Origin of the sequence: Erythrobacter sp. CCH5-A1 (assembly GCF_001557115.1) — a bacterium.
In the GTDB taxonomy this organism is placed as follows: domain Bacteria; phylum Pseudomonadota; class Alphaproteobacteria; order Sphingomonadales; family Sphingomonadaceae; genus Erythrobacter.
Genome location: NZ_LSKQ01000235.1, coordinates 1 through 18780 on the forward strand (window position 1 = coordinate 1; position 18780 = coordinate 18780).

An 18780-nucleotide genomic window follows, 5' to 3' on the forward strand; every position below is an offset into this window, starting at 1 on the left:
TTCGCTATCCGTTCGCCCTTTCCGTGCAGATACGTCACTTTCGTGTAGTCACCCCGCAAAGGGTCGGAGATTTCGCGGGTGTGTTCAGAAAGACCGTCAGCGATCGGCTGCGGACTTTGATCGAAGAGATCGAACCCGAAGTACACCAGTTTGAGCCTATCAAGTTCCTCGCAAAGGACGGATCGTTTCTGGAGGATCGCTGGGTCTGGCAGATCTGCAACCGTCTCGATTCCGTCAATCGGCAGGCGACCAAGATGATCCTTCGGAATGGAAAAATCTGGGCTCCTGATTTCACTCTGCCCGAAAACGAACAAGGTCCGATGGTTTTTGATACGCTGCAGATCGGGTCAGCCAAATTCTGGCATGACAAGCACGTCGGTGCGGGGAATTTTTGCACCGACGATGTGCGTGAGACCTTAGGCAAGGCCAAGATCACTGGCCTGCATTATTGCTATTTCGATCAGGTTTAGGGGGGCAAAGCGGATGAGGTGGATGGCTCCCGCTCACGGCATCTTGGTGCCAATATGGGTTGCTGTCATGCAAACCCGAGCAAAGGAGCCACCCGTTATGGAGATTAGCACAATCGGCCTGGATTTGGCCAAGAACGTTTTTCAAGTTCACGGTATCAGCGCCACCGGCGAGGTCGTCATTCGCAAGGCGCTGCGGCGACCGCCTTCCAGCTCTGATCACTCGTCCAAGCCGGAAGACCATCCCGTTGCGCCAGCGCAAGGTAGAAGCGGTCGCCGAGCGACAGCCCGTGGCCGGCAGTGACAGCCCGCAATCGCCCGGCCATTTGCGCCAAGGCCTTATCGGTCGGCACAATCGTCATCGGCAGTGGATCGAGCATAGCGTCAACCTCACGCTCGGGCATGCCAAGATGGATGAAGTGCGTGACCACCTCGGCGTAATTGATCGTGCAAATCCGGGCGCCTGCTATCGCGGCGGCGACTTTGTCGGCACCCTTCTCTCCCTTCAGCATGGCGATGAGGGCGGAGGCGTCCAGTACGATCTCGCTCACTCGCCGCTATCCTCGCGGCGCTTGGCCAGGAAAGCCGCGACTGAGGCTTCCGGGTTTCCTTCAGTGTACTGCTTCGCCAAAGCCTGAGCGCGGGCCACGGCCTGTGCGGCCGTTCGCAGCACGAGACCATCCGGCGTCTCATCCAGATAGACCGCGCCGCCGCCGGCGAGCCCGAGCCGCTTTCGGATGTCAGCCGGAAGGCTCATCCGGCCATTAGGCGTAATGTTGACTTGGACTGTCATGCGGGCTCCGACTCCTAATGTGTTGGCCGTGGGTCATACTCTAGCCAGAGTGCTCCTGAAATTCAACACAATGCAAATTGAGACACAAATGATCAGATGGACCACGTAAGGGCTTTTATGTCGCAACCGTCGAAAAGCGTCTCAACGATACGTTGCTGCCAGTGCGCCCGCCCCTCGCAACAGCGATGTTGCCTTGTTGCGGCTTGTCCGGAAGGGATCGCTCACCGGACACTTTTGAGGGAGCAGAGGTCAGACCCCCCTGCCCTCCGCAAATCCGGCTTGCAGGGTCTCTCATTAAGGTGGTACGCTTTATATTCTCACACAGGGGCCTCATCCGTTACAAATGACCAACACCCTCATCGGATATGCCCGCTGCTCAACCGACAAGCAGGACCTCACTGCTCAGCGCCGCGCGCTGATCGAGCTCGGTGTGCCCGAAGACCGCATCTACACCGACCACGGCCTGACCGGCCGGAACCGCGATCGCCCCGGCCTCGCCCAAGCACTGGCTGCGGTCCGCGCCGGCGAGACGCTGGTCGTGCCGAAGCTTGATCGCCTCGCCCGATCGGTCCCGGACGCGCGGGCGATCGCCGATGAGCTGGAGAAGCGCGGCGTGAGCCTGGCGCTGGGCAAGCAGGTTTATGACCCCAATGATCCCATGGGCCGGATGTTCTTCAACATCCTCGCCACCTTCGCCGAATTCGAGAGCGACCTCATCCGGCTGCGAACCCGCGAGGGCATGAAGATCGCCCGGGACAAGGGCAAACTCCGAGGCAAGCCGCCGAAGCTCTCCGACCTCCAACAGCGCGAACTGCTCAAGATGCACGCCACCGGCGAATACTCGATCAGCGACCTCGGCAAGCTGTTCAAGGTCTCTCGGCCGACCGTGTATCGGACGATCCGGCGGGGTGGACTTTGACCGCGCCTTATTCGGGCGAGCTTAGAGGCGCGGGGGCAGGATCAAGTCGTCACGATCTCCATCAGCTTGTTGTAGCTATCAGCTACCCCGTACCTGACATTGGGCGTCGGGTTCGATTCCGCTAGCTTGGCGAAGAACTTCTTGGCGCAGTCGATTTTCGCCCGCTCGAGGTCTCGAAGCGCAAGCGACGACATCGACCCCTTGGTTTCCGCCACGAAATAGATGTGCTTCACGGCACCGGCGCGAAACACAATGGCCCAATCGGGATTGTAGTCGCCCACAGGGGTCGGGATGAGGAAGCCGCGTGGCAGCTTCGCATAGACCTCGACCTCCGCACTTGTATCCAGCTCCCCGACGAAGTCGCGCTCGACCCCTGAGTCTGTGATGCAATAGTCGAAGACATGGTTCTTCAGCCGCTCGGTCGCCCGTGAAAAATCCTGGCCGATCTCCGCCGCAGTGAAGATGTCGGCGTCATAGCGCTCATCGATCGAATCGTAGACGAGCTGCTCGATCAGGTGCCCTGCCTTCTGTTCCTTGATCAGCCGCGCCGCCTCAGAAATGAAGTGCTCGGGATTGGCGCGATATTGGTCGAAGATCGCAGGCTCGATGCCGGTGAGGATCTGGGCCACGGTCCGCCGCAGGAGGTCGGTCGCCTCTGAGACTTTCCCCAAAAGATCGTACTTCACCGCCGAGCGGGCCGACGCGGCCTGGACGGTTTCGTTACGCGTAACGCTGAAACCAGTCCCACCCCGCAATTGCTCATCAGTGACCTCGTCCGTCTGGATTCCCGTCTGCACGGTGTATTGCAGCTTGGTCACGCGCAATTCGCTGTTGAGGGCACTGATACATTTCTGGATCAGCTCCGCCGTGTCGAACTCCACGCGGTAGACGGCCTTTCGGTTGATCCGGCTCCAGAGTTCCTGGAAGGCACCCTTGTGAAAATTGTCGTTCAGCGGGTTGCGCTTGGGCTTCCGTCCGTCCTCGAACTTGGGAAGAGCGGCATCACTGTAGACGCTGTCGATCAGGCTGAAGACCTCAGCCTGGTACGGGACCAGATCGTCATGCAGCACGGCCAAAGTGCCCTCGGCCTTCGCGGTATAATAGGTGTCCGTGATCTGATCTGCGTCGTCGATGTAGTCATGCTTGATCAGGTAACGGTGAATCTGCGTCGCCATCTGGTCGGTGACAGTCACGGGCCCTTCCGGCGTGTGCAGCTGTTTACCCACGAAGAAGGCTTGGCTGGCCTTGCGCGGCCGGGCGGAGAGGCTTTCGGCGATCTCCTTCTGCAGTCCCGCTACGAAATCAGTGTAGCTTTCGCTCGCGATCACCGAGAGAATATTGATGTCGTGGACGGTCGCGGGATGGTCGAGCCTTTCGCCAAACCGGTCTACGGCCAGTCGGAGACCGCGCCCCACTTCCTGCCTGCGTGAAACCGTGTTTTCGCTGTGCTTGAGCATACACATCACGAACACGTTCGGGTTGTCCCACCCTTCCCTCAGCGCGGAATGGGAGAACAGGAACCTGACGGGCTCATCGAAGGAAAGCAGTCGCTCCTTGTTCTTCAGGATGAGATCGTAGGCATCGCTATCGTCGGAATCCGTTGACCGCGCGCCAACCTCGGGGTCCTTCAACCGCTTGGTCTTCTTGTCGATCGAGAAATAGCCATCGTGTGTCTTGGCTACCGGGATCGCCTCGAGGTGCTTGCGCCAAGCAGCCTCATCAAGCGGAAGCTCAGCGAGCACGAGCGCAACAGCCTCGGCATATTCTTCCTCGAACATGCGAGCATACTCGCCGTTCTGATCGTCACGGCTGTAGTCACGGTACTTGGCTACCTCGTCGATGAAGAACAGCGACAACACCTTGACCCCTTGGGCGAAGAGCTGACGCTCCTTTTCAAGATGGGCGCGGATCGTTTCGCGGATCTGAATCCGGCGGATGTCCCGCTCCGACAGGTCGCCATAAGCCTCGCCAGCCTTAAGCGTGATCCCATTGGTGAACTCGACGGTATCGGCGGTTGCATCGATCTGCGACACGACGAGGTCACGGTACTGGTCGAGCCCGCCTGACAGATCGTAGAGGTCATCGCGGAACTTCAGGCGTTTCAGCCGGCGCTTGATCGTTCCGGTGGTGTCCTTGATCTCCATCTCCAGACGGGCAAAGGGCCCGCCCTTGCCGCGGCCGACCGTCTCAATCCCCTCGAGATAGAGATAGGCCGTCGTGCCGGTCAGTCCCTTGAGCGCAATGCCCCGGACCTGGATCTTCTTCACCAGCTTCTGGTTGTAGGCGTCCAGCGCATCAAGCCGGTGGATCTTGGTGTGCTCGGTCCGGTGCGTTGCCGAATAACGCATGATGAACAGGGGGCGGAACTTGGGAAGCGCTTCGACCGTAGCCTTGCCTTCCATCTTTTGCGGCTCATCGAGGATCAGGATCGGCCGGTTGGCGGCGATCACATCGATTGGCTTGCGTGACTGGAAGTCATCGAGGGCGTCATAGATGCGGCGGTTATCCTTGCCGCTGGCGTTGAAGGCCTGGATGTTCATGACCATCACGTTCAGTCCGGCATCGGACGAGAAGCTCTCGAGCTCGTGCAGACGCTTCGAGTTGTAGATGAAGAAGCGCGCCTTCTTCCCGTAGGTCTCGGTGAAGTGCTCCGCTGTGATCGAAAGCGACTTGGCGACACCCTCGCGGATGGCGATGCTCGGGACGATGATGATGAACTTCGACCAGCCATAGCGCCGGTTCAGCTCGAACATCGTCTTGATGTAGCAGTAGGTCTTGCCGGTCCCCGTTTCCATCTCGACATCGAGATGAAGCGGGGCGGCGGCGGCCATATTCTTGAGATAGGCAGCCGGAGCGGGCACCGCCCTGCCCTTCGCATCCCGCGTGACAAAGCTGGTCAGGGATGGCGATTGTGGGAGATTTTGCCGGCGCTGGACCGCATTGATGTTCGTCAGCAACTGCGCGTCGGTGAGCGCGATATCCGGGTTGCGGAACCCTTCATCGTCAAACGCCTCTGCCTGGTTCCGCTTGCCCGGGTCGATCCTGTAGGCTGGACCGACGCTGAAGGGCTGGCCCGCAAAGCAATCGACCACCGCGTCGACGGCCATGGTCTGGTAGGGCTGAACCTTGAATTTGAGCTTCATGGCCGACGCAGGCCCTTTCTGCATTCATAACTTTGGAAAGAGAATTTTCCGCTGTGCAGAAAGAGGGAAACGACGGAATCCCTTGGACTTATCCGCCCGACCTTTCTGCAAGAGGCCGCAATCATCGCGCATTTCATTCTGCAAGCATCCATTGCGGCGCCGCCCGCGGACCCTTGTTCACGATCACCCCCTGGCGCCGCAGCTTGGTGAGCAGGTTGGCAATCTTCTTGGTGCGCTGTTCGGGCGTGAGGGCGTCGCTCAGCTTGTCGAGCAACAGCTGGTCGACCTCCCGACGTGTGGCACGGCCTGCGCCCGCGAGATAGTCAGTCAGTAGCTTAGCATAGAACTCATCATCCTGCGCGCGGGTGCGGACATAGTCGGCCATCGTGGCCGTTGCCGCTGCCACCGTCGCTGAGACATGGAAGTTCGGTTTGCGCCCCTCGATAAGCTTCCGGCGGCGCAGGTGCTTGATGGCATCGTCGGTAATGGGCAGCTTCTTCTGTACCCGGTCAAGATTGACGACATCGACCAGATCAAGCTCGGCCTGCTGCATCAGCAAGCGGCTATAGGCGGGGTCGACCACGCGGCCATGAATTGTCAGGCTGACCGCGGTCGGATCCTTCACATCATAATCGGGCAACGGGAAGAACCGCCTCCGCTGCGCCTCATAGATGCGCTGAATGCCATACCCCATCTGGTCGATCATATTGAGCTCGGCCATTGCCTGAACCAGCCAGCTGTTACGATAGCGGCGCGGTGTCGAGCGGGCACCAGTGGCATAATCCGTGGGCTCGCCATCCACGAAACCGCCCTCGCTCTCGAAAGTCAGCCTATCGAGGTATTCGGTGACGACGATACGGCCGTTGCGGGTGTAGTCCTGGTGGGCGATGCAGTTGTGCAGGGCCTCAAGAACCACGCTTTGGTCATATTTCGACACCTCATGCGCCAGCAGCTGGTCCTGTGGCAGGATGCGGATCTGCACGTTGCGGATACGGGCAAAGACCTCGGAGGATGTGAGCAAAAACGGCGGGTAGAAATGCTCATAGGCCTGCTCTTCCCCGCGTAGGCTCCAGGTGATCTCGGCCGGGTGCGGACTTAGCTTTCCTGCCGCCTCCATCTTGCCAAGTAGCAGCAGTGCTGCGCGGGTTATCGCGCCATTCTGGGTGACCTTCGCTCTGTCGAGGAAGGTAGCGTCACTCCAGCCTGCCACTTCTTCTGGCGAGACCCGCCGTGCATGCTTCTCAGCAAATCGTTCTCGCGCAACAGAGATCGCCTTTGGGTCAAGGTCGGCCAGCGTTGCCCCCTCAACAACCTGTGCCGTCCAATCCGTAGCAATGGTTTGGCCGCGGATCTCATCGAGTTTGTCGAGCCCCAAGGGCATAAGGCTTTCGCCGGCTCGGGCAAAATAGTGCCCGCTCCAGCTGATGGGCATGCCACGAGGTGCGGCAGGGATCTCAAAGAGAATAACCCGGTGCCCATCCTCGTCGATCAGTACATGAATGTTTCGAAGCGTGACGCTCGGCTCAGTACCGTCGCGCATCTGGTTCTTGAGGCTGAGGAGCCGGTCGATCTCAGGACGATAGGCTGTACCCACCACCTTTCGGCTCTTGTCATTGACACCGAAAACCAGCCATCCACGCTCTGCGTTGCGCAGATTGGCTTCATTCGAAAGAGCCGAGAAGTAGCGCCCAATCTTGTCCGTGTCGTAGTCTTTCCCGGCCTCCTTGAACTCCACCACCTCATCCTCCCAATTGGCGATGAGCTGGGCGAGCAGAGAGGTGAGCGCGGCCTGATCCATGGCTCAGATGGCCTTCAGTTCGGTGACCGGTGAGAGCTGGCGGAAGAGCTGCTCGGCGTTGATACGATCGGCATCGCGGGCGAAGCTGGTGTCGCGGAACACGGCGCGCAGTGGCGCGCGGGCGGCGATTTCCTTCACCAGCTCATCGGTGACGCCGGTGTCGAAGCAGGCGATCAGCGCATTACCATCCACCGAGTAGACGGTTTTGCCATGCAGCGTTTCGCGGTTGATCGGCAGGGTCAGCTCCACACCCCAGTCAATGAGCACCTGGAACAGCAGGTCCTCTCCGGTGCGATCCGATTTCACGCTGTCCACTTGCCCGAAGAGCTCGTCCTGGCTCACCTCGTCGGGGCTGTAGTAGACCTCGCTCATGTTGGAGCTGTCGACCTTGAGCACGCGAAAGCCGACGTCACGGTTCCAGCCCTCACTGACATTCCCCTTCAAGGCTTCCATGCCCGCGCGGCGAATGCGCTCTTTCGTCACTTCGGAGAGCAGATGCGGCCTACCCACCTTATCCAGTAATTTGATGGCGTTTTGCACCGTCTTTTTGGCTGCGCCCGTCGTTGCTGAAGCGGCCTGATCAAGGTCTTCAGGCAACTGCACGACCACGAACTTATGATTTGTACCTGCGGTTGCATTCGCCGTCAAAACTGCTTCAGCTGTGCTCCCAGATCCCGCGAAAAAATCCATGATAATTGCGTCAGGATTACGAGGCGTAGCATAGACAATAAGTTTTGCCAGTTCTTCATGATCCTTGGGGTTATTAAATACCTTGCCACCCATCAAACTTCGAAGGTATTTCACAGCGACTTGAGACTGTTTGTAAATCACCGAGGGCCTTACCTGGGTCGCCAGTTCGGTATCGCCCTGCTCATCATCTACTTCCTCGAATATATCAGCGTCGTCATCCAATTCCTCCGGGATCGGTCGAATGTGGGTCTTACGCTGAGGAGGGTCAGTATGGTCTGCACGGAACTCGACAATTCCGCTTTTAATCTTCTCCATCATGGTCTCATGAGACGAATAGATCCATCCGCGCTCCGGGACGGCACAAGGTTGTTTTGTAACCGGGTGAATGACATCGTAACGTGGACCATCTCCTCCTGGCCACGATATGTTATCATCTCGCCAGGGTCCATTTTTGTCGATACGCTTGTATCGCGACCATTTCTTAGAAGGGTGAGACTTAGGTAATTCTGCAAACCAGGCTCCTAATTCCTTCTCCATCAGACTAAAGTTGTCACCATGGATGCTGCGCAGACGCACAAATTCATCCCAAATTTCTTTAGCGCCAGGCTTTTCTTCCCGCCAAATTTCGCCTCGCTCGCGTAGAATGAGCTGATTTCGTGCATATACAAGCATGTACTCATGGCCGAGTGAAAAGAATTTCGCGTCGTTCTTGCGGCCTTTTTCCCAAGTCAGCTGGGCAATAAAATTCTTCTCACCGAATATTTCTGCACAGAGCTGCTTAAGGGCAGCCTGTTCCACATCATCGATACTGATGAAAATCAGACCGTCCTCGGCTAGCAGGTTTCTCGCAACCTTCAGGCGAGAGTAGATCATAGTGAGCCAGTCGGAATGGTACCGGCCCTTGGTTTCAGGATTAGCTACCAGCAGACCGCCTTCGGCGTCGCGCTGCTCAGTAAGATTCTCATACTGGGCCTTCAAAGATGAAAATTTATCTCGATAAATGAAGTCTTTGCCGGTGTTATAGGGCGGATCGATGTAGATCAGCTTTACCTTACCAAGATAGCTTTCCTGAAGGAGCTTCAAGGCATCGAGGTTGTCGCCTTCAATGAAGAGGTTTTGGGTGGTGTCGAAGTCCACGCTCTCCTCGCGGCAAGGCCGTAGGGTCTTGGCAATGGGGGCATTGGCAGTGAGAAGCGCCTCGCGCTTGCCGGGCCAGTCGAGCCGATAACGCTCCTGCGGGCCTTCGACGATATGATCCGAAAGCGTCTGGCGCAGCTGATCGAAGTCAATGGCGAGCCGGATGTTGCCCTGCTCGTCGGCGGCCTCTGTCACGCAATCAGGGAAAAGGGCGCGGATCTTGGCAATGTTGTCCTGAGACAGGTCCGGGCTGTGCATTTTCATCTTGTCCATGGCCCGAATTCCTAGCGGCCACGATGGCTTTTGTCGAACAGTCAGCGGTACTTGATCGGCAAATTTGGATGGGGCAGCCATGGGAGCATCCCGCCCAAAGGATGGATGTCGATACCCCTTAGCGGCTACGCCAGCGTCCACCGCCCATCCAATACAATCAGCCCCTTAGTTCCCCGAGCTTTGCTTTTGCCGCACGAAGCGCCGCGTTGACCTCAACCTTGCGGTTGAACTGCTTCTCCCTTGCCAGAGCATTTTCGAGGCGCGCGATCTCGCGTTCGATCTGTGCGGCCTCTTCCGCCCGGGCAACACGCACCGCAATCGGCTCGTCGTCGCTCCGCCGGGGCGGTAGCAGAGGCTCGAGCAGCCGCGCATAGAGCGTGCCCATGTCCAGCGCGGTGGGCAGAGCCTGACGCGGTGCATCCCCCGCTTCCCAAGCGGTGAAGGCGTGCGTTGCAGTGACCCACTTGCCCGCCTCCGCCTGACTGGGGCGCTTCCACGCCATTGCCATCCGAGTGCGCCCGGCATGGTTGAGTTCGAGGATCAAAGGCCGCGGAATGGCCTTCTCGATCGCCACCAGCACCGCCGGTTCGACGTCCGGCGCATGGAGGTCGATCGCGATGACCGCTATTTCCTCGACGTCTGCCGAAGGTCGTAGGTTCAACCGATCCGCGCGAAGCACGTGGGTCCACTCCATGCGCTCGACCTGATCGACGAATTTGGCCTGCATAGCGCGCGGAACCTGCGCGGCGCCGTATATCCGGCTCTTCGGGATCGCGCGGCCAAATGCCGTTCGCGGCGGCCACGCATAGAGGGTCACGAAGCAGCTCCGGCCTCTGCCTGCTCCACAACGACGAAGGCGATCAGTTCAAAGTCCTCAAGACCGCGGATGGTGTGGGAGAGCGCAGTGGTGGCACCGGCCGAGAACAGGCTGTCGAGATCCCGCTCCTCCTTGGCGTCAATCATAGCGCGGATTGCGGCGTTGAGCAGCTGGGACGGCCCGCTCATGTCCTGTCCGTCGGCCGTTCGGGCATTGAAGGGCCGGAATGCTGGCGGAACCGGGGCTGTCACGCCTTTGGCCGCAGTCCGCACCAGATCGAGCAGGCGCTTCACCTGGGTCTGATCGGCGACGACGCTCCCATCATTTCCCATGTAGATCAGATAGTAGGGATGCAGGCGGTTCTGCCGGTTGGCCGAAGCATCTCCGCCCACGGCTTTCAGCGCGAAGATGATGCCCGGCTCCAGCCCCTTGGCAGGTTCAGCCGGGACCACTGCATGAAGTCCCTTAGGCGTCGTGGCGAGGTCGCCGTGCTCTTTCACGTAGTTGAGCAGGTCCATGCGGAAATCGTTCAGCCCCAGGTCCGTGATCGAAATGCCGGTGCGCACATCCTCGAGCTCGATGACCTCTTCCTGCAACCGGCGCAGCTGTTCGCGGCGATAGGCTGTGTCGCTGGCTTTGGCGGTCAGGACATTGTCATCGCCGGTCGCGGTAACATCGGCGATGATCATGCGGTTTTCGACGCGCTCCTTGAGCTTGATGTAATCGTCGAGGGTGATGTCCGGCCAGTAGTTCGCCAGCTGGATCTGCGCATTGGGCGAGCCGATGCGGTCGATCCGCCCAAACCGCTGAATGATCCGGACGGGGTTCCAGTGAATGTCGTAGTTCACCAGGAAGTCGCAGTCTTGGAGGTTCTGGCCCTCCGAGATGCAGTCGGTGGCGATTAGAATGTCGATCTCACCCGGCTCATCGGGCATGATTGCCGCCTTCTCCTTTGAGCGCGGCGAGAACAGAGTCAGCAGCGTCTGGAAATCGTGCCCCTTGCCGAGCGTGGACTTCGGAGCGTCCGACCCTGTCACGCGCCCGGTGTGAAGGCGGTGCTGGGTGAGCATCTCGGCTGCGATCTGGTCATAGAGATAGTGCGCCGTATCAGCGAAGGCGGTGAAGATGATCACCTTGCGGTTGCCGGGGTTGATCGGCCGGTCCAGCTTCTCGCCGATCAGGCTCTTTAGATGCTGAAGCTTCTTGTCATGCTCAGGCGTGATGCGGGTCATCTCACCCAGAAGGGCATCGATCAGGGCGAGATCTGCTTCAAGATCATGTGCGAAGCCGGGCACGTCCATGTCCGCAAGATCGATCCGGACCTTGCCGCCGACACGGTAGGCCCCGAAACCCTCAAGCTCATCGTCTTCGGCCTCGAGTGTTTCGATGTCGTCAGCATAGTCGACGATCGAACTGGCGCCGCGGCCAGAGCGGTAGTCCTCAACCACCTCCAGCGTCTTGCGGATGTTGTCCGCCAATGAGCCCAAGGTCAGCCGGAATGCGTGGATTGAGCTTTCAAGGCGCTTCAGCAGGTTGACCGTCATCAGGGCCTGCAGGCTCTTGTCGCGATCGGCTTGCCGCAGCTTCCCACCACCGCTCGAGACGTCCGTGTCGTAGAGCGCCTCATACTTGGCGAGGCGGCTCGGCAGGATGTAGCTGGTTGGCGCGTAGACCGAGAGCTTGAGCAGCGTCAGCTGCGCAACAATCTCGTTGAGGTCCATGGCGCCAGGCACATCGGTCAGCGGCGGCCGGAAGGACAATGGCTTCAGGCGCTGCGGGAAATGGCCGATGTCGGTCATGTCGTAGAAGGTCGTGATATGCTTGCGTGACCGGGCGATCGTCACGCTGTCGAGCAGCTCGAAGAAATCGAAATCGAGTTCTGTCAGGATCGTCTCCGCGGTCCTTTGCTCGGGCGGCAGTTTGGACCAGCGATTGAAGGCAGCCTGTGCCCGGCGGAAGATCTCCTCGACGCTGGCGGTGGTATTCAGCTTCTCCGACAGCGTGTCGGAGTGACCCTCATAGGCCAGGGCCAGCTGGTTGCGCAGATCATTGAACCGGTTGTTCACGGGTGTCGCGGACAGCATCAGCACCTTCGTCTTCACGCCGGCCCGGATGACCTGGTTCATGAGTTTCTGGTAACGGGTTTCTTTCTCCTTGAACGCATCGTTGTTCCGGAAGTTGTGGGACTCGTCGATCACCACCAGATCGTAGTTGCCCCAGTTCACCCGGTTGAGCGGAATGCCGTTCGATGAGCCCGAGCTGCGAGACAAGTCCGTGTGGCACAGGACGTCATAATTGAACCGATCCCGGGCGAACGGATTGGTTTTCAGGTTGGTGTTATAGTTCAGCCAGTTATCGGTCAGCTTCTTCGGACACAGCACAAGGACCGAGCGGTTGCGCAGTTCGTAGTACTTGATCACCGCCAGGGCGGTGAAGGTCTTCCCCAAACCGACGCTGTCCGCCAGGATGCAGCCGTTGAAGGTCTCGAGCTTGTTGATGATCCCGGTTGCTGCATCACGCTGGTAGTTGAACAGCTTCTGCCAGACGAGGCTCTCCTGATAGCCCGTCCGGTCATTGGGCAGAACGTCTTCATCGATATCCTCCAGGAACGCATGGAAGATATTGTAGAGCATAATGAAATAGACGCGCTCGGGGGAATTCTCCCGATAGACCGAGGCGATGTGGTCGCAGATCGCCTCGGTGACATCTTCCACGCGCGACGGGTCGGACCAGATGGTGTCGAAGAGCTGGATGTAGCTCTGGGTGTGCATCGCCTCGTCGAAGCGGTTCACGAAATTGGAAACAGCGTTGCCCTGAGCATAGCCCAAGTCGACTGCCGTGAATCCCGATAGGGGCATGTAAGCGACGCTGGCCAGCGCTCCGTCAACCGCAAGAAACTGCTGCATTGGGGCCGAAGACGCATTCGACTTGAAGCGCGCCTTCTTCCGGATCCATTCAGCGCATTCCCGCGCGATCGCTCGCTGAGTCAGCCGGTTGCGAAGCTGGATCTCGAACTCTGAGCCGGAGAGACCGGCAACCCGTTTGGATTTAGGGATGAAGAACTCGCGGCGCTCACGCGTCTTCCCGTCTGTCGCACGCTCCGCAGTGAACGTCTGCTCGGTGAACAGAAATTGCAGCTCTTCGATCTGGTGAAGCTCCTTGCGCAGAGCCTCGAACGCGAAAATGGAGAAGCTTGATGCGGCAATGCGGAGCCGCTGGCCGCGCTTGATGTCTTTCTTGAGCTCGTCACCAAGCAGAACGTTGATGTTGTCGATTATCTGCACGGTTTACAGGATTCCTCCAATTCAGGACTGCATAAACCACGAAATCGATTGATGAAACAGGTCAGCGGCCTTCCGCAAAAAGCATGACGAGCATGCAACCTCAACGCCAAGGCAAAACCGTCTTGGTGGCCAGCATAGCTTGAGCGAGGTCTCGACCATCTGAAAGCCTGCAACTGGCAACGACACGGCCGTAGCTCTGCCCGTCCGCTGAACATCGCATCGCTGGCGCCCGCACGATGATGTGACCACTGTCGCGCTGGCCCTTCGGTCCACCTAGCAAACGAACCAAGGCATCTCTGGCCGCCACGGCAGAAGACGACGGGCATGGGTGCCCTCGCGAGCAGGTCCCATCCATTTCGCGGGCTGCGATGCCGGCGATCCGGATCTTCGGCCCCTCCTTGCACCAGATCGGGCCATCTCCGTCCCAGACGGCAACGGGCGTGCAGACAAAGGTTGCAGCCGAGACGAGCGTAAGAAGCCCCATTAGTCGTGTCCTGTGCTGGCAGTGGTCAGCTTATGCCGCCGCGCGGCCTTGCTGGTCGCGATTGTCATTGTCGGGTCGTGCCTTTCGAGATGCTCCCATGGAAAGAAACGCGCACAAGCGCTCCTCATCCTTTGCCATCCTGTATTTCGGGTTCTGGGTGAGTTCAGACCGTATGGCGTCGAGCTTTGCCCTCAGCTTGCCCGTCCGATCGTCGCGATACAGCGCCTCTTTTGTTCCAAACCTGCGTAGCATGTGGCCGAAAGCGAGAAGCAGCTCGGGGTGTTGGTGGATGAGATGATGGCCGAGCTCAGTGAAACTGCTGTAGCCGAAGCCAACCGGCTTTCCCGCCCTTGCGCTCTCGATGAGATGGACGATGCGCGTAGCCGTAAGCAAGTCCGGGTATTCCCCGTCCAGACCGTATCCCATGGAACGAAGGCGGTCATTGAGGAGAGCCCATTCCTGATTTCGAGGCATGTCATGGTCATCGCGCGTGGCATCGAGGACAAACCGAAGCACTTGCTCGCGCAGATCATTCGCCCGGTCTTCTAGGACCTGCCTTGCAGCGGCCTGAGCAGCTGCGATCCTTTCCAAGTGCGCTGCTCTGAGTTCTTCGCGGAGCCTTGCTACCTCCTGGGCATAGTCGAAGACGATGATGGTCTCGCGGTCTACTTCGACCGTGATCTCATCCCACCGGACCAAGCGCTCGACCCACTCATCAACGATCTCATCGCCCTGAATGATCGGCTTGCGGTACCAGCATGTCATGATGAAGCTTCCTGCCGCTTCCGACGCGGCAGCACTTCGTTCATCGACAACGAAAACGTTGGAGTTGTTGCCGAACAGGATGTCATCATCGGTCATGCGACGATAGGTCGGATGGAAGTACGGCAAGACCCAGACGAGCGCCGCTCCTTCGGCACGATAGAACTCCTTCCGGCTCAGCACGACGTCCATGAAGGTTGTGCTCAGCTGCACCTCGAAGGCGAGTCTGTCGGTGTCTGTCCGCGCTGAAACGTCAGGTCGGCGCAGGCCGCAGAGACCCTCGCTTGCTTTCCAGGTCCTTTCTGAGGCCACATCCTTGAACCGTGGATCGGCCGAGAGGCTCCGCAAAAGAAGTGCCTTGACCCGCTTGTGCGCCCCGCTCTCCTGGGCACCGCGGTACTTCATGGCCCTGATATCGGCTTCGCTCAGCTGCGTCCGCGTGACAGCGGGGCACGAGCCATCTTCATGGCGATGCCGGAAGAAGAACCGCTTGGTCGTGCTGCACGCCAGATAAACCGGAACACCGCACGTCGCGCACACCAGGCGTGCGTCTTCACGTTTGACGAGCGCCTTAAGTCTCTGGCGTAGCAGAATTGCGCGCTCATACCGGAATGCCCGGATCAACCGGCGGACATTGAGCACATGGCCAGTTCGCGGGTTCCTGACAGCGTCAATCTCGGGCTTTGTCACCGCCGATGCCCATGCCAGCGGATCGACGGTCGTGTTTCCAACCATGGTCGTCTCCTTTCCTTGTGGCAGCAGAATTCCCTCGCCCGGGAGGGCTAACAGCGTTCCAATCGCGCGCCCGCCTGTTTGAGCCCCCAGCGTCGCTCGACATAGAATTCGAGCGACTTGCGGACCTCGAAGCTCAGAACTTCCTGCGTGAACCCATATTCCAACCGGACAGCGGCCTGCTGTTCTTCCGTCAGACTGCTCAGCGGCCGAAGCCGGATCTCGACGAACTCCTCCCAGTCAGCATCGCGCGGAAGGTCTTCGCCGACCGGTGCCACATCGAAGGTGCTGTCGGGATGGACCCGAACCGGAACATAATCGCGCCATTCGCGGTGGTGGAAACTCCACGCCCGAACGTGCAGGCGCTCGCCGTCGGAGGCAAAATGCGCCGGTGCGATCCATTGGTTCTGACGCAGCCCACTCGACATCGACACATAGCCGATCTCGATCTTCTGCCGCTGCTCGACCGCCTGCCATAGGCGACGCATCACAAATGGGGGGCACTGCCGGGCCGGTGATGGAAGAACAGAAAGGCCGCTCGATGTGGGATGGCCGACAAACTCATCCGGCGAGCCTGCATCCTCCACAAAAGGCAGGCCGCGATGGTGGGGGTTGGCAACATAACACTTTCGGACCGTGTCGTAGCGAGGCTTCGGCTCTGCAACCCGGTCGAGATATTCCCTCAGATCGATTGCCGCTTGCGGAGACGAGATCCCGAAACGCTCGATCAGGTCCTTGCGATTCACCTGTCCGCGCCAAGTCAGGCACCGGTCGAGATAGACCAGGCGGGCGAGCATTGCCGGCTTGAGTGCAGGATCGTCCATGTCCGAACCCTACTTGACGAGCTACCGCCCGTCTATATAAAATTTATATGCACTTGGATTCGAGGACAGAATAATGCGCATCTTGCACACCAGCGACTGGCATCTGGGCCGCCAATTTCATGGCCTGTCCCTCGATGAAGACCATGACCACATTCTCGTCCAGATCCTCGCGGTGATCGATGATGAACGCCCCGATGTCGTGATCATCGCCGGCGATGTTTTTGACCGGGCAAACCCGCCCCAAAGCGCGATAACCCGCCTCTCGCAGTTCCTCACAACGGTGCGGGCAGCATCCGATGCAGCGATCGTTATCATCGCGGGCAACCACGATTCCGCCGCACAGATCGGTGCGATGGGCGTTCTTGCCGATGGCGGCGCGGCGATCGTGCGCGGACCATTGGATGAAGATGAGCGACCGCTCGTGGTTTCCGATGCGCATGGGCCAGTGGCCATTTCCGCCCTGCCCTTTGCCTTCGAATACGCCGCCCGCCTGTGTTTCGACGACGACGGCATCGGCTGCCCTGCAGATGTCATCCGGGCCCAGCTTGCCAGCGCTCGCAAGCACGTGGCCGAGGGAATGCGCTGGGTTGTCGTGGCCCATGCCTTTGTCGACGGCGCAGCAACCAGCGAAAGCGAACGTCCGCTCACGCGCATGGTCGGCGGGATTGAGACGGTATCGGCGGCCGCCTTTGAGGGCGCACACTATGTGGCTCTTGGGCACCTTCACCGCCCGCAACCGGTGGGACTGGATCACATCCGTTATTCCGGCGCACCTTTGGCATTCGGATTCGATGAGGAAGGTCAGCAGAAGTCGGTCAGCCTGATCGACCTTGCGGCCGACGGCACTGTCACGGTGACCGAAGTGCCGCTGCGGCCGCTGCGTCAGGTCAGAACCATCCGAGGCAAGCTGCTCGAGCTGCTCGCGGCCGCGGAAGTGTCCAATGACATCGTCCGCGTCGTTCTCACGGACGACACCCCGCAGATCGACCCGATGAAAAGGATCAGGGCCGTGTACCCCAATGCGGTCCAGCTCGCTTACGAACGCAACGAGCGACCAGTAGAGCTGCGCCTCGAAGAGCAGCGCGCGGCGATTGATGACCCGCAGACGCTCTCCTCCGCATTCCTCGAGTTCATCCGTGGTGAGCCCCTGTCGGATGCGGAGGGGCAGATTGTGGCCTCCGCGCTGCAATCCTTCGCTACGATGGAGGAAGAAGCATGAGGCCGATCAAGCTCACCCTCAGCGCTTTCGGTCCCTATGGCGGCGCGGAGACGATTGATTTCCGCGAAGCGACGGATGCCGGCCTTTTCGGGATTTACGGTCCAACCGGATCAGGCAAGTCGTCGATCTTCAGCGCGATTTCTTTCGCCCTGTTTGGCGAGGGGGCCAAGGAGGAGCAAGGCATCGGTACGATGCGCTCTGACTTTGCGCCTGAGGATCTGCTGACCGAGGTGAGCCTGCAATTCGAACTGGGCTCCAAGCGATATTATGTCAGGCGTCAACCTGACCAGGCACGGCCGAAGGCGCGAGGCGAGGGTCACACCATGCAGCCACACGCTGCCTGGCTGTTCGACGTATCGGACGTCGCCATCGATGATGTCGGTCCGGATAACTCGGGCGTTCCGATCGCAGAAAAGAAGGTCGGCGCCGTCCTCAGCCACGTCGAAGGTCTTCTCGGCTATGGCGCACAACAGTTCCGCCAGATTGTCCTGTTGCCGCAAGGGAGGTTCGAGCGTTTCCTGGTGTCGAACAGCAAGGACCGGCTCGAGATTCTGCGGGAGCTGTTCGACGTCTCTCTGTACCGCCGGCTCACCGAAAAGCTCAAAGCCGATGCCGCGAACATCAGACGCGAGATCGAAGACGGCTACCGCTTACACGCAAGCCGCCTTCAAACCGAGGGCTACAGCAGCTCGGACGAGCTCGCCGACGGCATCGCCTCGGCACTTGAACGGTACGAATTTGCCCAGCTGGCAGTCTCGGAGACAGCGGCCGTGCTCGCTGTTGCCAACAAAGCCTATGCGGCCGCTGAAGAGCAGGAAAAGCGCTTTGTCGAAGTCGAGGCTGCGTCGGCTGCACTCAAGCAGCTCGAGGCACAGGGCCAGACTTTCGAGGCGATGCGAACCCGCAGATCCCAGGCCGATTTGGCGCGGCGCATATCGGACCTCGACGCCAGCGTTGCCGATGCCCAGAGGCGCTACCGCGAAGCGATTGATGCGCACGCCAGCGCTGAAGTCGAAGCACGAGAGGCAAGCGAGGCTCTTTCGGCAGCGAATGCGACGCTGCTCGATCTCCGCTCCCGCGATCATGAGATCGAAGACATCACGCGCAAGATCGACCAGCTGAACCGCCACAAGCAAGTTCTGGTGGATGCCGCCGAGCGTCTGGCTGGCCTTGAAGCCGCCGAGGCAGGGCTGGAAAAAGCAAAACAGGCTCACTCTCAAGCCGCCGACGCTGAGGCACAGGCTGCTGATCTCTGCGAAGAGAAGGAGGCGGCGCTCGCGGCGGCCCAAGCCAATGGTCTTGAGCGACAGAGGCTGAACGCAACTCGCGATGGTTTGAAGAGCGAAGTAGATGCAGCACAGGCCTTCGCAAAGGCAGCGCAAGTGTCAACACCGGGATAAAAACGGGCCAGGCACCGGTTTAAAAAGGGGCCAGTTGG

At 59.4% G+C, this 18780-nt stretch carries 13 protein-coding genes and 1 pseudogene; 5 read left to right on the top strand and 9 right to left on the bottom strand.

Going from position 1 to position 18780, the window contains the following annotated elements; translation table 11 throughout:
- On the top strand, positions 1-470 hold a 470-nt coding region (locus AX708_RS20955; RefSeq protein ID WP_197426404.1), incomplete at its 5' end, for an imm11 family protein.
- A gap of 97 nt (positions 471-567) precedes the next feature.
- Positions 568-669 (top strand): annotated as a pseudogene (locus AX708_RS21170) (IS110 family transposase); the annotation flags it as partial.
- Here the strand turns inward: AX708_RS21170 and AX708_RS14790 are convergent.
- Both AX708_RS14790 and AX708_RS14795 read right to left on the bottom strand, forming a co-directional pair.
- The gene (locus AX708_RS14790) at positions 647-1018 is read right to left on the bottom strand and encodes a type II toxin-antitoxin system VapC family toxin (RefSeq protein WP_066529991.1); all 372 of its coding nucleotides are present in this window, start codon (positions 1016-1018) and stop codon (positions 647-649) included. The pseudogene AX708_RS21170 and the gene AX708_RS14790 overlap by 23 nt on opposite strands.
- On the bottom strand, positions 1015-1260 hold the full coding sequence (locus AX708_RS14795; RefSeq protein WP_066529992.1) for an AbrB/MazE/SpoVT family DNA-binding domain-containing protein: 246 nt from the start codon (positions 1258-1260) through the stop codon (positions 1015-1017). The genes AX708_RS14790 and AX708_RS14795 overlap by 4 nt, the downstream gene beginning before the upstream one ends.
- 343 nt (positions 1261-1603) lie before the next feature.
- Here AX708_RS14795 and AX708_RS14800 point away from each other — a divergent pair, with 343 nt between their 5' ends.
- Positions 1604-2179, top strand: a complete 576-nt coding sequence (locus tag AX708_RS14800; protein ID WP_039330781.1) for a recombinase family protein — start codon at positions 1604-1606, stop codon at positions 2177-2179.
- Positions 2180-2220: 41 nt separating this feature from the next.
- Here the strand turns inward: AX708_RS14800 and AX708_RS14805 are convergent, their stop codons facing one another.
- The 7 genes from AX708_RS14805 to AX708_RS14835 form a co-directional block, all read right to left on the bottom strand.
- Positions 2221-5322 carry a type III restriction-modification system endonuclease gene (locus AX708_RS14805; protein ID WP_066530000.1) on the bottom strand — a complete coding sequence of 1034 codons (3102 nt, stop codon included), beginning with the start codon at positions 5320-5322 and terminating at the stop codon, positions 2221-2223.
- 133 nt (positions 5323-5455) lie between these two features.
- Positions 5456-7120 (bottom strand): RNA-binding domain-containing protein, encoded by a 1665-nt coding sequence (locus AX708_RS14810; protein ID WP_039330783.1) that lies wholly within the window; start codon positions 7118-7120, stop codon positions 5456-5458.
- A gap of 3 nt (positions 7121-7123) precedes the next feature.
- Complete coding sequence (locus AX708_RS14815) at positions 7124-9220, bottom strand: site-specific DNA-methyltransferase (protein ID WP_039330785.1); 2097 nt, start codon at positions 9218-9220, stop codon at positions 7124-7126.
- Positions 9221-9377: 157 nt separating this feature from the next.
- Positions 9378-10037 (bottom strand): DUF4391 domain-containing protein, encoded by a 660-nt coding sequence (locus tag AX708_RS14820; protein ID WP_039330787.1) that lies wholly within the window; start codon positions 10035-10037, stop codon positions 9378-9380.
- The gene (locus AX708_RS14825) at positions 10034-13321 is read right to left on the bottom strand and encodes a helicase-related protein (protein WP_039330788.1); all 3288 of its coding nucleotides are present in this window, start codon (positions 13319-13321) and stop codon (positions 10034-10036) included. The genes AX708_RS14820 and AX708_RS14825 overlap by 4 nt, the downstream gene beginning before the upstream one ends.
- A gap of 514 nt (positions 13322-13835) precedes the next feature.
- Entirely contained in the window at positions 13836-15302 is a 1467-nt protein-coding gene (locus AX708_RS14830) for a DUF6035 family protein (RefSeq protein ID WP_052241824.1), read from the bottom strand.
- Positions 15303-15349: 47 nt separating this feature from the next.
- A complete protein-coding gene (locus tag AX708_RS14835; protein ID WP_052241830.1) occupies positions 15350-16123 on the bottom strand; it encodes a hypothetical protein in 774 nt (257 codons plus the stop codon).
- A 73-nt stretch (positions 16124-16196) separates the two neighbouring features.
- Here AX708_RS14835 and AX708_RS14840 point away from each other — a divergent pair, with 73 nt between their 5' ends.
- Both AX708_RS14840 and AX708_RS14845 read left to right on the top strand, forming a co-directional pair.
- On the top strand, positions 16197-17342 hold the full coding sequence (locus AX708_RS14840) for an exonuclease SbcCD subunit D (RefSeq protein WP_022677993.1): 1146 nt from the start codon (positions 16197-16199) through the stop codon (positions 17340-17342).
- Positions 17339-18742 carry an AAA family ATPase gene (locus AX708_RS14845; protein ID WP_066526388.1) on the top strand — a complete coding sequence of 468 codons (1404 nt, stop codon included), beginning with the start codon at positions 17339-17341 and terminating at the stop codon, positions 18740-18742. The genes AX708_RS14840 and AX708_RS14845 overlap by 4 nt, the downstream gene beginning before the upstream one ends.
- Positions 18743-18780: the final 38 nt, after the last annotated feature.